14 protein-coding genes and 1 pseudogene are annotated in these 15,089 nt (G+C 44.4%); 5 read left to right on the forward strand and 10 right to left on the reverse strand.

Annotated elements, in window-relative coordinates:
- The 5 genes from L696_RS0120045 to L696_RS0120065 all read right to left on the reverse strand — a co-directional run.
- Window positions 1-718: HlyD family secretion protein (locus tag L696_RS0120045; protein ID WP_025685219.1), on the reverse strand; the 718-nt coding region annotated here is incomplete at its 3' end.
- Between the two features lie 22 nt (window positions 719-740).
- Window positions 741-1,325, reverse strand: coding sequence for a TetR/AcrR family transcriptional regulator (locus tag L696_RS0120050; protein ID WP_025685220.1), 585 nt, complete (start codon window positions 1,323-1,325; stop codon window positions 741-743).
- A gap of 270 nt (window positions 1,326-1,595) precedes the next feature.
- Window positions 1,596-2,963: an ABC transporter substrate-binding protein gene (locus L696_RS0120055; protein ID WP_025685221.1), complete on the reverse strand. Its 1,368-nt coding sequence runs from the start codon at window positions 2,961-2,963 to the stop codon at window positions 1,596-1,598.
- 122 nt (window positions 2,964-3,085) lie between these two features.
- On the reverse strand, window positions 3,086-3,907 hold the full coding sequence (locus tag L696_RS0120060; protein WP_025685222.1) for a carbohydrate ABC transporter permease: 822 nt from the start codon (window positions 3,905-3,907) through the stop codon (window positions 3,086-3,088).
- A complete protein-coding gene (locus tag L696_RS0120065; RefSeq protein ID WP_025685223.1) occupies window positions 3,904-4,869 on the reverse strand; it encodes a carbohydrate ABC transporter permease in 966 nt (321 codons plus the stop codon). The genes L696_RS0120060 and L696_RS0120065 overlap by 4 nt, the downstream gene beginning before the upstream one ends.
- 152 nt (window positions 4,870-5,021) lie before the next feature.
- Between L696_RS0120065 and L696_RS0120070 the strand changes: the two genes are divergently transcribed.
- Complete coding sequence (locus tag L696_RS0120070) at window positions 5,022-5,207, forward strand: hypothetical protein (protein ID WP_025685224.1); 186 nt, start codon at window positions 5,022-5,024, stop codon at window positions 5,205-5,207.
- Window positions 5,208-5,324: 117 nt separating this feature from the next.
- Here the strand turns inward: L696_RS0120070 and L696_RS0120075 are convergent, their stop codons facing one another.
- A complete protein-coding gene (locus L696_RS0120075; protein ID WP_025685225.1) occupies window positions 5,325-5,720 on the reverse strand; it encodes a hypothetical protein in 396 nt (131 codons plus the stop codon).
- Between the two features lie 374 nt (window positions 5,721-6,094).
- Here L696_RS0120075 and L696_RS0120085 point away from each other — a divergent pair, with 374 nt between their 5' ends.
- From L696_RS0120085 to L696_RS0120095, 3 genes are all read left to right on the forward strand, one after another.
- Window positions 6,095-6,886, forward strand: a complete 792-nt coding sequence (locus L696_RS0120085) for a polysaccharide deacetylase family protein (protein WP_025685227.1) — start codon at window positions 6,095-6,097, stop codon at window positions 6,884-6,886.
- Between the two features lie 79 nt (window positions 6,887-6,965).
- Window positions 6,966-8,090, forward strand: a complete 1,125-nt coding sequence (locus L696_RS0120090; RefSeq protein ID WP_025685228.1) for an amidase domain-containing protein — start codon at window positions 6,966-6,968, stop codon at window positions 8,088-8,090.
- A gap of 117 nt (window positions 8,091-8,207) precedes the next feature.
- Entirely contained in the window at window positions 8,208-9,668 is a 1,461-nt protein-coding gene (locus L696_RS0120095) for an oligosaccharide flippase family protein (RefSeq protein ID WP_081750767.1), read from the forward strand.
- Between the two features lie 912 nt (window positions 9,669-10,580).
- On the opposite strand, the gene L696_RS0120105 is transcribed toward L696_RS0120095, so the two are convergent.
- Both L696_RS0120105 and L696_RS32385 read right to left on the reverse strand, forming a co-directional pair.
- Window positions 10,581-11,462 carry a glycosyltransferase family 2 protein gene (locus L696_RS0120105; RefSeq protein WP_025685230.1) on the reverse strand — a complete coding sequence of 294 codons (882 nt, stop codon included), beginning with the start codon at window positions 11,460-11,462 and terminating at the stop codon, window positions 10,581-10,583.
- A 920-nt stretch (window positions 11,463-12,382) separates the two neighbouring features.
- A complete protein-coding gene (locus L696_RS32385) occupies window positions 12,383-12,508 on the reverse strand; it encodes a hypothetical protein (protein ID WP_280740286.1) in 126 nt (41 codons plus the stop codon).
- Here L696_RS32385 and L696_RS0120110 point away from each other — a divergent pair.
- Window positions 12,503-12,718: pseudogene (locus L696_RS0120110) on the forward strand (tyrosine-type recombinase/integrase); the annotation flags it as partial. The gene L696_RS32385 and the pseudogene L696_RS0120110 overlap by 6 nt on opposite strands.
- A 78-nt stretch (window positions 12,719-12,796) precedes the next feature.
- On the opposite strand, the gene groL reads toward L696_RS0120110, so the two are convergent.
- Entirely contained in the window at window positions 12,797-14,425 is a 1,629-nt protein-coding gene (gene groL / locus L696_RS0120115) for a chaperonin GroEL (RefSeq protein ID WP_025685232.1), read from the reverse strand.
- A 71-nt stretch (window positions 14,426-14,496) separates the two neighbouring features.
- Window positions 14,497-14,778: a co-chaperone GroES gene (gene groES, locus L696_RS0120120; protein ID WP_025685233.1), complete on the reverse strand. Its 282-nt coding sequence runs from the start codon at window positions 14,776-14,778 to the stop codon at window positions 14,497-14,499.
- Window positions 14,779-15,089 lie beyond the last annotated feature (311 nt).

Genomic DNA, 15,089 nt, shown 5'->3' on the forward strand with positions numbered 1-15,089 from the left:
CGCGTACCATATTTAGTTGCTGAGATGCTGAATTGTACTTGGCTTCCGCCTGTTGATGGTCCAGCGTCGCTTGATCCAGTGAGGCTTGGGTTGCTGCCCCGGCTTCTTGAAGCTTTTTGGCGCGCTCCAGATTTTTAGCGGTCAGATCCAGCATTTCCTTGGCAGCCTTCACACTCACTTGTGCTTGCTCCAGCTCTTGCGGTCTTGCGCCGCTCTTGAGGGCATCCAGCTTCGCCTTGGCCGCAGCCGCAGCCGCTTGTGCCTGTTCGATCTGGCTGGATGAAGCCTGTGCAGTCACGCCGACTGCTGTGGTACCTTGGCTCTTTTTGGCCTGAGCTGCACTCACGGTAGCCTGTGCCTGCCCTACTCCAGCTTGAGCCTGCAATACGCCAGCCTTCGCTTTGGACACATTACTCTTGGCTGCCAGCAATGCCGCCTGTGCCTGTTTCACCTTGTCTTCCAGCTCACGGCTTTCCAGATGGGCTAACACCTGCCCTTTTTTCACCTTGTCGCCCTCATTCACGAGCATCTGATCAATACGTCCCGCCATCTTAAAGCTGGCATTGAGCGTATCCGATTCTACATAAGCCGTCGGAATGGAAGAGGACTGATCCGCAGACAAGCTACTACCACCCCGTTGAAAAGCAGTCAAAGCATAAATCCCTATGGCGATTAAAACAATAAGTACGGCGTAAATCGTATATTTTTTAGCTTTCATGTTCTCACACTCCATCTTTCTTTTAATGATGTATACCCAGCGCATTACAAACAAAAATTTCAATACTCTCCCGGACTTCCTGAAGGTTCATCGTTTCGCCCCAAACCATTGACCGCATCGGTGCAAAAATGTAAATACCAAATAAGCAATTTGCCGTCGTTTTCGCATCCAGCTTACTCGAAATTTTCCCGTAAAACTTACCGGAATCGATCTCCGCTTCTATAAAATCAAAATAGTCAGCCAAGACCTGCCTGATATTAAAATGCTGCTCCTGCGAAACCCAACCTTTGCTAACCAGCAAACGGCAAAAATCCGGCTCTCTTCCGATAAACTCAATGTGTACTTGAATCAGCTTGTGAATCCTCGTTTCTACCTGATCCTTTGGAACCGGAGCCATGGCTTCATGGATATCCTGAACAAAACGTTCCATCCCCATCTTCAAAATATAAATGTACAGCTCTTGTTTATTTTTGAAGTTGTAATAAAGAGTACCTTTAGCAATGCCGCATACCTTGGCGATTTCCTCCATATTGGTTTCATTGAAGCCACGTTCGGAAAAGGCCTTGAGCGCACCGTTGAAAATAATTTCCTTCGTCTGGTTTTTCATGCTTCCTCCTTTTTTTGAACTGACCGTCCAGTACAAAAATTATACGTTTATTATAAGCCCGCTTTTAGGTATCCAGCAATAGGAAATGTACAAAATAAACAATTTTAGACAGTTCGTCTAAACGAACGTTCTAAAAACAGGAGAATGCGGACATACAAAAAAACAGACCGAACAAGTGAGGGGGTCACTTATTCGGTCCGTTATTTTATAAAACCGGCTGAAAAAGGGGGCGCGCATTACAGTTTATCAGCCGCTTTTAAGGGAAGGCGATTATTTTTTTACTGTTTGATTGTATTGCGCAATTTTGCCTGTAATCTCCTGTGCGGCTTGATCCAATGCCTGTTTTGGTTGTTGCTGTCCGCTCAGGACGGCCTCGATTGCACCCTCCACGATTTGACGCGCTTCCGGGAATACGCCCATGACTGCGCCTTGTGTTGCGGTGGATTGCGCCGATGCATGCAATTGGTCAACAGCGGTTTGGAATTGCGGGTATTTCACCATGTTGTCCTTGAGTACCTTCTCGTCATAAGCCGCTTTGGTGATCGGGAAGTATCCCGTGTTCACGCTCCATTGTGCCTGTACAGCCGGGGAAGTAACGAATTTAATGAATTCCCACGCTGCCTTTTGCTGGGCTTCAGGCTTGTTGTTCATGATGTACAAGCTCGCACCACCTACAACCACGCCGCCTTCTTTAGCTTCATTCGCTCTTGGCAGAAAGCCAGTACCTACCTCGAATTTATCGCCAACCTGCTCCACAATATTACGCAGCGAAGCGGTGGAATCCAGTGTCATGGCAATTTGTCCTGCAGAAAAAGCTTTGGCAGTATCATCGGAGTTACGTCCCAGGTTGGATACAACCTTTTCGTCGATCATTTTCTTCCACCAAGTCAGGGTTTTCACACCTGCATCCGAATTCAGCAGCGATTCCGTTGCCGCCTGATTGCGTCCGTTGCCATTATTCACATAATCCGCATTCTGATTGGCAAACAACTGCTCCATAAACCAGCCGTAGATGGCGATGGATGCACCGGATTTTCCGTCCTTGCTCAAGGCTTTGGCAGCCTTTTCAAATTCATCATATGTTTTCGGAGGATTAGCCGGGTCAAGTCCCGCCGCTTTAAAAGCATCCTTGTTATAGTACAAGATCGGATTCGACGTATTAAATGGCATTGCATTTAGCTTACCGTCAATGGTGTAATACCGTGTAATATTCGGCTCAAGCTGCGATAGATCGAACTTGTCTGCATCAATAAATTGTTGTACAGGAGTAATCATCTTGGAGTCAATCATGAATTTACTGCCGATTTCATACACCTGAATGATGTCCGGGCCGCTATCGGAGCCCAGCGATGCTTTTAGCTTGTTCAAGCTGTCATCATATTTGCCCTGGTATACCGGCTCTACCTGAATGTCCTTGTGGCTGGCGTTAAAGTCAGCGGCGATTTGCTTGATCGCTTTTTCACCGTTACCGGACATGGAATGCCACCAAGTCAGCTTCACCGGAGAACCTACTGCTGCTCCCGCATCACTACCGTTGCCTGGCTTCTCAGCCGCCGTTTTATTGCTACAGCCTGCTGCAACAACGATTGCAGTGAGGATAAGCAAGGTCAAAGCACTTTTCAGACGAAAAAATCTCATAATCTCTCTTCTCTCCCTTTGATTAAATGATTCTCGCATACAGATTTTCTTGCAATATTCTTTGGTGATAATGCTCTGTATTTAGGCTGCTTGCGCAGGTGTTACTGTACTTGTGGGCTTGTTTAGCCTTTAAGCGCACCCGCTGCCATCCCGCGTACTAACTGCTTCAGACCAAAGATCAGCAGAAGCAGAGACGGTAAAATGACAAGGGCCGTACCCGCGAATACAAGATTCCATGAGGTAGATTCCTGAAATTCGAGCATGGAAATTCCGATCTGTACCGTACGCATATTCTCGCTGTTCGTGATCAACAACGGCCACAGGTACGAATTGTACATATTTAGGAACGAATACACAGCCAATGTTCCGAGCGCCGGGCGCGATAGCGGAAGCACATGGAACAAGAAGTAACGGACATGTCCGCACCCGTCCATACGAGCCGCCTCGAACAATTCCTTGGGAAGCTGGAGAAAAAATTGCCGCAGCAGGAACGTTCCGAATGCCGTCGCCAGAAACGGAACCGTCAGCCCTTGATAGGTATCCAGCCAATTCCAGCTACGTACGGTCAGATAGTTCGGAATAATGGTCACTTCCCACGGGATCATCATGGTAGCGACAAACATGCTGAATATGAAGTTCTTCCCCTTGAATTCCATTTTGGCAAAGGCATATGCCGCCAAGCTGGCTGTAATCAACTGACCGATCATCGTCAGGCCCGAAATGAGAAAGGTGTTACCAATGAATGCAGCAATCGGAACGATTTCAAACACCTCGGTAAAATTGGCCATATGAAAGGAATGCGGGAAAAAGCTTGGTGGATAGGCACTCGCTTCCTCCGGCGACATGACAGCCATAAAAAACGTATAAATGACCGGATATAAAATCAAAGCAGCCGCAATCGTAAGCAGCACATACAGCAGCGTTGAATTAAGATGTCGTTTCATTGGTAATGCACCTTTCTTTCCACCCATTTGAACTGGATCATGGTGAGCAGCAGGATGACGACAAACAGTACAATCGCCTGTGCGCTGCCCGTTCCGAATCGGAAATTAACGAAGGCTTCCTGATAAATGGAATACACGAACACATTCGTGCTGTTCACCGGACCGCCCTTGGTCAAAATGTTAATTTGAGCAAAGGACTGGAAAGCTCCAATAATGGATACTACGGTTACAAAGAAGATCGTTGGCGACAGCAGCGGCATGGAAATACGCCAGAATGTTACCAGCGGGCCTGCACCGTCCATTTTGGCACTCTCATACATATCATCTGGAATCCCTTGAAGTCCGCTTGATAAAATAATGTAATTAAAGCCGAGATTCATCCAGATGGTCATGATCGCTACAGAGAACAACGCCCAATCCGGGCTGGTCAGCCACGGAACCGGATTAATATGTAACAGGGAAAGCACATAGTTGAACATCCCCAATGTTGGATGGAAAAGAAATTTCCAAATGACCGCAGATGAACCGACCGACAACACCATCGGCAGCGAAAAAGCGAACTGGAAGATGCGCATCCCCCGCAGCTTGCTATGTGTGAGTGCTGCCAGCACCAGCGCCAGTAAAATGCCTACAGGCACCGTCAGCAGTGCAAACAGGAGCGTAACCTTGATTCCTTGCAGGAATTGACCCGAGCTGAAAAGTGTAGCAAAGTTGTCTAACCCAACATAAGCTGCAACATTTCCTGCGGGATCTGTGGAGTGCAAGCTGAGATAAACCGACTTGATCATCGGGTAAAACATAAATAAAGCAAACAAAATAAGCGATGGAGCCAAAAACGTATACGCCAGCGCGTTTTCACGCAGTCTCTGAATTTTTAGCGAACCCGTACGTATGCGGGCTTTAGACGAAGCCTGTTGCTGGCTCCTCGTCCCGAGTCCCAAAGATTTGTTAAGCTCACCCAAAACGGAGCGCCCCTTTCTTTTCAAACCAACCTCAATAAGTGTATCGTTTCCATGTAAAGGGAACATCAAGCGGGCTGGAGCAGAATGTTAATGTTTCATGCCTTTGTAAAACCTGTCACACCTGGGTACCTGCACAATGGCAGGCTCAAACGATGGATCATCATGTGTATGAAGGAAGGATTGTCCACATCGATGCGGATCACCTGTATTTGAGCGTTCCTCAGCCGCACCACGCTCCTGCTCCAGGCACCCACGCTCCCCATCGTTCCTATGCCTACAGAAACGTCGTTCTGCCGCTGGTGCTGTACAATCTGCTGGTAGTAACACTGCTGAGCTAACGTTCGATCCATCCCGTCCCAAAACCAAAAAACCTCCAAATTCGTGAACAGCCGACTATCGGCATATTACGAAGGTGGAGGTTTTACGTATTTATTTTACATTATATAAACGAAGGATTACATATGAAATGCATGATTATTTACATCTATACCCGATTCTTGACTCAGGGCAGCTAGAAAATGCTCCAACGCATCTGCTTCCGGCAGGTACTTAAATACTTCACGTGCATTTCGGTTCATCAAAATAATATGTTCACTGGAACCCCGATCCAGCACATTCTTTTCCAGCCTGGTCGATGAAATATGGTGATAATTGATAAACTTAAGCCATGGAATGCCAAAAGTGGAAGAATAAAAAATCAGTCGTTTGGATGTCACCGCCAATATTCCGCAACATGTCGTGTCCTGTAGGCTTTGTGGCACATCGTGCGTACACCAAATGCATGACCGGATGTGTTCGCCCGCCTCTAAGGTTTCGCTAATGGCTCGCAGCTCTTCTTCCTTTGTTTTCATCCCGTCTCATCTCCTGTTCGAAGCTGAGGAACGAGTCGCTTATATGATGATCTCTGATAAGCTTCTGCGGCTTGTCCCGTCAACCTCATTCATTTTCAGCCAGATTAAGACTTTCACGAATCAGACAAAGATCTACCTCAACTGCTCATTGAAACAAGGATGGATATGTACAATTTAACATGGTTATGGGCAGTAATCAACAAGCAAGCTACCACTCTTTCGAAGCATCATTTCAGTGTCAGAGCTACGCTGGAAGCTGTGTTGGACAGGAATAGGAGTGAATTTGAAGGAGGTAATTTTCGGGAACGAGGAATGGTATACGCTCCTTCTTGGCAAGCTAATGTGAGAAAACGTCAGAACGGAGAAGAAGCCTGATGAAATATAACCGATTACTGTCTGCAAGTATCGCTGTTTCCTTGTTCTGTGCCAGCCTATGCCCCGCACCCTATACAAATACTGCACAGGCCGCATCATACGCCTCCCCTGCTCCTACAAAGGGAAGAGCCTACTATGAAGAACGAGGGGACATTGTATGGGAGGTTCCTACCCATCGCAAGGTGATTGCCCTCACATTCGACGACGGACCGGATGAAAGCAAAACGCCCGCCATTCTGGATTTGCTCAAGCAATATGACGCCAAAGCGACCTTCTTTGTCGTCGGCAGCCGTGTAGAAAAACTCCCTGACATTGTGAAGCGGGAACGAAGAGAAGGACATGATGTCGGCAACCATACCTTTCATCATCCATCCTTTCAGCATATTTCCCGTAACAAAGCCCTTTCCGAGATGGACCAAGGCCAAGCAAGCATCGTTCAAGCTACCGGTTTGGGAACCCATCTTTTTCGTCCGCCCGGCGGTTCTTACACCGACACGCTCGTGAAGCTATCTAAAGAAAAAGGACAGAAAATGATTTTATGGTCCTGGCAGCAGGACACCCTGGATTGGCGAAGACCCGGCGTACACCGGATCGTTAACAAGGTGCTTCGCAATGCCCGCAACGGCGACATCGTCCTCATGCACGATTATGTACATAACAGTACACAAACCGTTGAAGCCCTGAAAATCATTTTACCTGAGCTGAAAAAAAGAGGCTTTACCTTCGTCACCGTATCCGAACTGCTTGCCAATCGTAAGAAGCTCGAAAGACTTATTGAGGTGAATAAGTGAAGAGTCTGAAAGCAAAAGCTACTAATTAGGGAGAAGAATAAATGGTCATTTCAACCACTTTCAAGGAGAATGAATAAATGTGCTTAGGATCGCAAAATTGCAACTGCTGTGCATAATCTTAATATGGATACCCGCTTACAGCTTCTCTTTAGTTCGTGCAGAAGCCGAGCCAGCTAAACAAGATGAGGTTATCCCATTTCTTCAAGAGCTGTTTGATGACCGTACCCGGTTATTGATGGATCAGGATAAAACGCATATCGAGGACCATTATTTATTGCAGGATAAACGAAGCAACTACGCGTACCTTCATGAAATGAACAGAGCGGAATATATTCAGGAATGGGCCAAGCATCGAAAAATGAAATTCGTGAATGCAGAAAGCTCCATTCGGATAGCCCGTGCCGAAGTGGTGGGCGATACGGCAAAGGTGTCACTTGTTCAGTCCTTGAAACTGAGTTATGAGTATATCGACAGCTATCCCGGTCAGCATGATTTTGGAATTGGAACACGTCATGGCATTACACTGAGAAAAAAAGATAGCCGTTGGTATGTAGAACGTGAATGGTATTCAGATCCTCTGGAAGAAAATTCAGCAAAGATTGAAAAGTCCGATTTAAGCTTTATTCCTCATAAAGATCCGGTGCCATCAGAGAAAGTTATCCATAAGTACAACAGAGCCCGCGCCGTTGAATATGCTAACAAGTATGCAGGAATAACATGGGGAGCAGGAAATCGTCAGCGATATAATCAAAAATATCTGGATTATAACTCCAAAGGAGGCGACTGTACCAACTTCTCCTCCCAAGTTATCGGGGACAAGGAGGAAGGCGGAGGGCTGCCTATGAAATCTGGGTGGCATTACTTGTATGGCAACGGTGGAAGCCAAGCCTGGGTTCAAACGGACGCTTTTAAAAATTTTCTGATACGCTCCGGCTATGGAAGAATTATAGGACAAGGAAGCTTCTCCGATATTGCGCACTCGGTGAATGATCGGCAGCAGCACCTTAACAGACCACAGTTGCTGCCAGGTGATTTGATTGCTTACGTATTAAAAGGCGATGTAGACCACTTCTCCGTTGTTGTCGGATTTGATCAAGGTGGCTATCCTTTAGTTAACTCCCATACCGCAGACCGTTTCAGGGTGCCCTTTGACTTGGGGTGGGATAGAAGCACCAAGTATTTGTTGATTCATATACAAGATTAAGCATCTTGAAACCGTTACACTTGTTCATATCCCGTAGGTTGCTGTCATAGGAATAAAGTGGACAGCTTCCAATGGGGTGAAAAAAATTTGAAATTACCTCTTATATTAAAACAAACCATGGTAAGAGCTAATGCGATGATCGTCGTGAAAGCCATAGGCTTGGTCGGAAAAGTATTCATGACACGGCTTGTTGGAGCTGAAGGAATGGGACTCTACCAGCTAGCCTACTCCTTCTATAGCTTAATTTTGATGATTATTTCCGGGGGATTGCCGACAGCATTGGGTATGTTTACAGCCAAGCATACGGCAAGAGGCTGGCGGTTGTTCAAAATTTTTTCAGTGTTCATGATCCTCACGGGATTGGTATGTAGTATATTAACCTTTTGGTTCTCAACACCGATCGCTAATTTGCTCGGCTATCCACAGCTCGATTTTGTGATTCGATGCCTCTCCCCGGCTATGCTGGCCGTTCCCTTGTTAAGTCTGCTGCGCGGATATTTGCAAGGGCTTGAAAGATACACCGCGATTGCCCTTTCGGAAATCATAGAGCAAACCGCCAGGATCGGTACTTTAATGTTGCTGGTGCCGTTATTTATCCAATCGGGCATCGAGTTTGCTGTAGGCGGAGCGGTACTGGGAACCTTCACAGGTGCATTGTTATCCTTTGCTGTGCTTATTACTTTTTTTATGTATAACCGTCCCTCTGTAGCTTTATCTCCTCCATCAAGTCGAGCTGATTTACCTTTAGTGGTACAAGCTTCCTTTGCTATTGCGTTTACACGCTTGCTCATCCCTTCGTCTGATTTTATGGATGCGATCATCATACCCCAACGATTACAGGTTGCCGGAGTTTCTTCCAAAGAAGCAGCGGAGATGTTCGGTATTGTCACTAGCATCGCCCTTGTCGTTGCTTATATGCCTACTTTGATTACAGGTGCATTAACACATACGCTCACTATGAAAATAACTTCGGATTGGCAAAATAAGAAATATAACGCTTTCTACAAAAAAAGCCATACCGCCATTCAGGTAGCATGGGTCTGGGGATTAGCCTCAGGTTTTTTCATTTTTGAATATGCCCCAGAAATCTCTCTATTTGTTTTTGGTATACAAAATGCCGAAATCCCCATTAAATCGTTGGCTATGTTACCATTACTCGTCGGATTGCGGGAAATCACAACCAGCGTCTTATGGGCACAAAATCGAAAGAAAACTCCCTTTATCGGCCTCTGCGCAGGTGTTCTTGCCAATTTCATCATTCTTTACTCCATAGTTGCCATTCCCGAGTTCGGGTATACCGGCATGTCCCTGGGAATCATAACGCTGGAACTGATCGCAACAGGCTGGAATTTCAAAACCCTGCAACTCTTCCAACGAGCCAAATCCCGTACAGTCATTGTGCTGTTGGTGGACATTTTAGTTTTTGAAGCCATTCTTATCATGGGTACGCTGTGTTCCAAGGCATTATCCTCATTGGGCTGGTCGGGGACGGTTCATATTATTGTGGAGGCATTTCATTACTGCTTTTGGTGTGCTCTGTATTTGAAAGTACGATTAAAAAGCATTTTCGAAGAGTAGAAAAGGCCTCCCACAAGTAATTGAACTCGTGATTATCCGCCCTCATTCGCCGGAATTGTGATTTTTTACGTGCTCCTTTGTAACTCTCAAATATCCGAACTAATTGCCCCATATCAGCCCTTGCGGCAACCACTCTACAATTGTATATCAATTGTTAATCCATACAATTAGTTATCCTTCTCCAGAGCAAGCAACCCGGCTTTAATGTCCTCTGTGCGCCTTCCGGTTTTTATCTCCAGTTTTTTCATGGTAGGTAGTCGGCGGCGACCAGCTGAGAAATTGTAGAGTACTAAATTATTTACAAACATGCGTTCTGTACTCAAGACACAAAAAAGATCAGGAAGGTTAACCCCTTGCTACTTTTAGAAATTGGGCGTTGTATTTCATAAAGTTTAATTGTCCATTTGTGATATGACAACTATCTAAGCATATACAAATTAATGTGTTTAATAAAAAATGAAAAGAGGATGCTTAATGAAAAGAAATTACTCAAATGATCTTCACAGAGCCCCATTCAGTAATAATCAGCAGTAAAAATTTTTTAACATTGTCTAACCACACCTTTTCAATAAAATTGTAAAATTCCGCTTGGGTTTCCGGGATAGCGTAAGCTCGCAAATGTGCGAATAGCCCCAAACAGTTTTCATTAAGTTTCCTAGTTCTGTGAGTATCGTGGTTGTATTGGACAAAATCCCCCCCCTTATAAGTAGCATAGTAGGGAAACGGCATATCTGAGTTGAAAATGTAATCCAATGATGGAACAGTCTTTCCGCAATCAATTGTACCAATTTTTGGAATATTTTAATATACCTTCAATAGATTTGCTGTGCCTTCTAAAAACAAAAAAACACCCCACCGGCTTGAGCCAGCAGGGTGTCACCGATGCTTTCGGATCGCTTGCTGATACCTTTGTTAATATGGAAGATGGGATATGCACCGTGAAAAAGCCATGTTTAATAGCTCCTGATTATAAACTAAATACTTACTGTTTTGGTCCAGCACCCAGTTTGCAAATCCTAAAGCTTTAGCATAACTATTGTAATCGTAGGGATTAATTTTAAATTCAAGAATATCCAGCATAATTTGATTCTCTTCATCAGATAATTCCAAGCCCATCTGGCTAAACTGTCTTTGTCGGACTCTCCGGGCGGTAGCGTCTTGTATTGCTTTGTGCTGATTGGACACTTGTCCATTATGTTGACGATAATACAGCAAGTTTATAGGAAGGTTCGCCATTTGTACCTGAGAAGCTAATCGGTTCCACAACTCATAGTCTTCGGCGTGGGGATAATTACTATCATATTGAATGCCTAGCCGATGGATCATACTATTACGTATTATTGTAGCAGGATGGCACATACAGCAATGAAATAACAACCATGTTTTAATTTCGTCATGACTGGCCGGATTCACCTTCAGTACTCCTCCACTAGAAGTAGTAAAAGCAGCACCGCATACATCAATCAACGGATTTTGATCCATGAATGATATTTGTACAGCCAGTCGATCTGGCGTAGAAATATCATCGCTATCCATACGAACGACATATTCACCAGTTGCCTTATTTAATCCTTCGTTTAAAGTAGCGATCAACCCTCGATTGGTACTATGGAAGATTTTAATCACCCTGGGGTCTGTTATTTGTGAAATAAGAAGGGCAGATCCATCTGTCGAGCCATCATCAATAACAATTAATTCAAAATCTGAATAGCTTTGAACTAAAATACTGTGTATTGCTAGCAAAACAAAAGCCGCACTATTATAAACTGGCAGTATAACTGAAGCTCGTGGCACAAAAAATCTCCTCCATTCTACATTTTAAAAATATGGAAATATTAGTTTTTACAAAACAAACTTTTTATTTTTTTGAAAGCTATTCTTCCATATATTCATGTTCTAGTGTATGTATTGAAATTCATTTCGAGGCGGCTTCTCGGTAAAAAACTACTAAAAAGGACCTAGTAAAACCATAGCCAGCAACGCCACTATCCATCTAAGTATATGTATTCCTTCCCCTATTAAACAAAAAAAACACCCCATCGGCTTTAGCCAGTAGGGTGTCACCGATGCTTTTGAATTGCACAACGGTGCTTCTGTATATGTTGTTATAAGTGTACCATTTGGTCTATTTTGTAAATATATATAGAAAAATCATCCCAGGGCTGATAGACTATATAAAAAAACATTTGTAATCTTTGGATATATTGAAGATTGATTATTCGAGAAAGGAACTGCAACATGAACGGTTTATCACTAACTACAATTGTTGGAATTTTCGGTGCTGCTGTTGGAGGAGTTTTAGGTATTTATATCAGTTCGTATACTGATATAGTATGGCTAAGTTACATTATAAGATTTTCATTAGCTGCTCTGTTCGGCTCTTTTTTTTCTTTTCTTGGTTGGTACCTAAACAAAAAGGGGCCTTTTAGTTAACATATTTCAATTTATAAATTTATTAGTAGGCCTATTATTATTCTATTTATTATTTTGTGTAGTTTCTTTTATAGTGTTGTCTTTTACACCCATCTCTCAAGAGCTTATAAATATCTATGCAACCTATGTTCCTATTCCCTTGTCCTTTTTAGCAATAATAAGATATATAAAAAAGAAAAAAATAAAATTCAAAAAATCTTATGATACAACAGAAGATGATATATAAATATTATTAAATAAAATACCCTACCAGCAAAAGCGGTAGGGTATTTGCTTTAACCTTACTCCGTAGTTACAGGCGTTTGAACTGCTTCTGTCGGTGCTGAAATAGGCTCAGGTGCAGCCTGAACCTGAGCAGGAACAACGGGCTGTAGCTTGAGCCAAGAAATCACTAAGCTTGCAGACACACCCACATAAGCATGCTCTCAGAGGCTGGAGTAGACCTAAAAACGATTATGAAGCGTGTGGGACATGATGACCCAGAAACAACTCTAAAGATCTACACACACGTCACAGATAAGATGAAAAAGGATGCAATTGAGAAAATAAGAATTCACTTTGCAGATATATTAAACTTCAATTTCACGAAAGATCATCTCCCTTTGCAAGAAATGTGATTTTTTCGTGATTTAATGAAGAAAGGCTCCCTCTCGGGAGCCTTTTAAATAGCGGAATTACAGGCTTCGCAGCCCTTATTACATCATGCCGCCCATTCCACCCATGCCGCCCATGTCAGGCATTGCAGCCTTTTCTGGTTCTGGCTTGTCAGCGATAACCGCTTCGGTAGTCAGGAACATAGCTGCTACGGAAGCAGCGTTTTGCAGTGCATAACGAGTTACTTTTGCAGGGTCAACGATACCAGCGTCGATCATGTTTACCCAGTCGCCAGTAGCTGCGTTAAAGCCTACGCCAACTTTTTCGCGTTTCAGACGCTCAACGATTACGGAGCCTTCTTCACCCGCGTTAGCAGCGATCGTACGGATTGGAGCTTCCAGAGCGCGCAATACGATATTCACGCCTGTTTGCTCGTCGCCTTGCAGTTCAACGGCTGCAACAGCGCTGTATACGTTCAGGAGCGCTACACCACCACCGGATACGATACCTTCTTCAACCGCAGCACGGGTTGCGTTCAGGGCATCTTCGATGCGCAGTTTGCGTTCTTTCAATTCTGTTTCAGTAGCCGCACCAACTTTGATAACCGCTACGCCACCGGACAATTTAGCCAGACGCTCTTGCAGTTTCTCTTTATCGAACTCGGAAGTCGTTTCTTCCAGTTGTGTACGGATTTGGCTAACACGAGCGTCGATGTCGGCTTTGTTTCCAGCGCCGTCAACCACAATTGTATTTTCCTTCGTGATACGCACTTGACGTGCTGTACCCAGTTGGTCTACAGAAGCAGTTTTCAGGTCCAGACCTAGCTCTTCCGTAATTACTTGACCGCCTGTCAGGGCAGCGATATCTTGCAGCATTGCTTTGCGACGGTCCCCAAAGCCAGGAGCTTTAACAGCTACAGCGTTGAATGTACCACGCAGTTTGTTGACAACGAGCATAGCCAGCGCTTCGCCTTCGATGTCTTCAGCGATCAGCACGAGCGGTTTGCCTTGTTGAACGATTTTCTCAAGCAAAGGCAAAATTTCTTGTGTGTTCGTGATTTTTTTGTCTGTGATCAGGATATACGGATTGTCCAGCACAGCTTCCATTTTGTCCGTATCTGTAATCATGTACGGGGAAATGTAGCCACGGTCAAACTGCATGCCTTCAACCACTTCCAGCTCAGTTGCAAAACCGCGGGATTCTTCAACCGTGATCACACCGTCTTTGCCCACTTTTTCCATAGCTTCAGCGATCAGTTCGCCTACTTCATCGTCAGCAGCGGAAATACCGGCTACTTGTGCAATAGATTGTTTGCTTTCGATTGGTTTGGAGATCGCTTGCAGTTCAGCAACAGCTGCTTTAACCGCTTTGTCGATCCCTTTACGGATACCGATCGGGCTTGCACCAGCAGTTACGTTTTTCAAACCTTCTGTGATGAGGGCTTGAGCCAAAACAGTAGCAGTTGTCGTACCGTCACCAGCTACATCGTTGGTTTTGGTTGCTACTTCTTTAACCAGTTGAGCGCCCATGTTTTCGAACGCGTCTTCCAATTCGATTTCTTTTGCAATCGTTACACCGTCATTTGTGATGAGCGGGCTACCGAATTTTTTCTCCAGTACAACGTTACGGCCCTTCGGTCCGAGTGTTACTTTAACAGCGTTAGCCAATGCATCTACCCCACGAAGCATGGAGCGACGAGCGTCTTCACTAAATTTAATGTCTTTTGCCATTTGCGATAAACCTCCCATGGATTATGAATGATTTGTTCGATTCCTATATTCAGGTCTTGTCCGGATTCCGGTTAACCAATGATCGCGTGGATATCGCTTTCTTTCATAATCAAATATTCTTTACCTTCATATTTGATTTCCGTTCCAGCGTATTTAGAGAAGATTACACGGTCGCCTTCTTTTACTTCCAGAGGAATGCGGGCACCGTCTTTCAATGCGCCTGCGCCAACCGCGATAATTTTGCCTTCTTGCGGCTTTTCCTTAGCAGAGTCAGGAAGTACGATTCCGAAGGAAGTCGTTTGCTCTTGCTCAATTGCTTCCACCAATACGCGTTCACCCAAAGGTTTGATCATGAAAAAATAGCCTCCTTATTAAGTGTTTTATTCCGTTATACGGTTGTTATGTTGTATGTGTTAGCACTCGACACTCGTCAGTGCTAACAACCAACTTTATGATACTCAACTTGAGATTGAATTTCAAGTCCCTAATGTATTTTTTATGGGAATTTTTATGGACGGCCCTTCTCGATTATATCCATCTGCCCTAAAAATAACCGTTATCTCAGGCTAATGGTTATTTTTAGGGCAGCTATGCTGCTATTTTTTTTGATCTGTTTTCAAGACAGCTAAGCTGCTGCTTTTCATGATCTGCAAGTTGCCATGTA

The sequence above is a fragment of the Paenibacillus maysiensis genome (assembly GCF_000520815.1).
GTDB lineage: Bacteria > Bacillota > Bacilli > Paenibacillales > Paenibacillaceae > Paenibacillus > Paenibacillus maysiensis.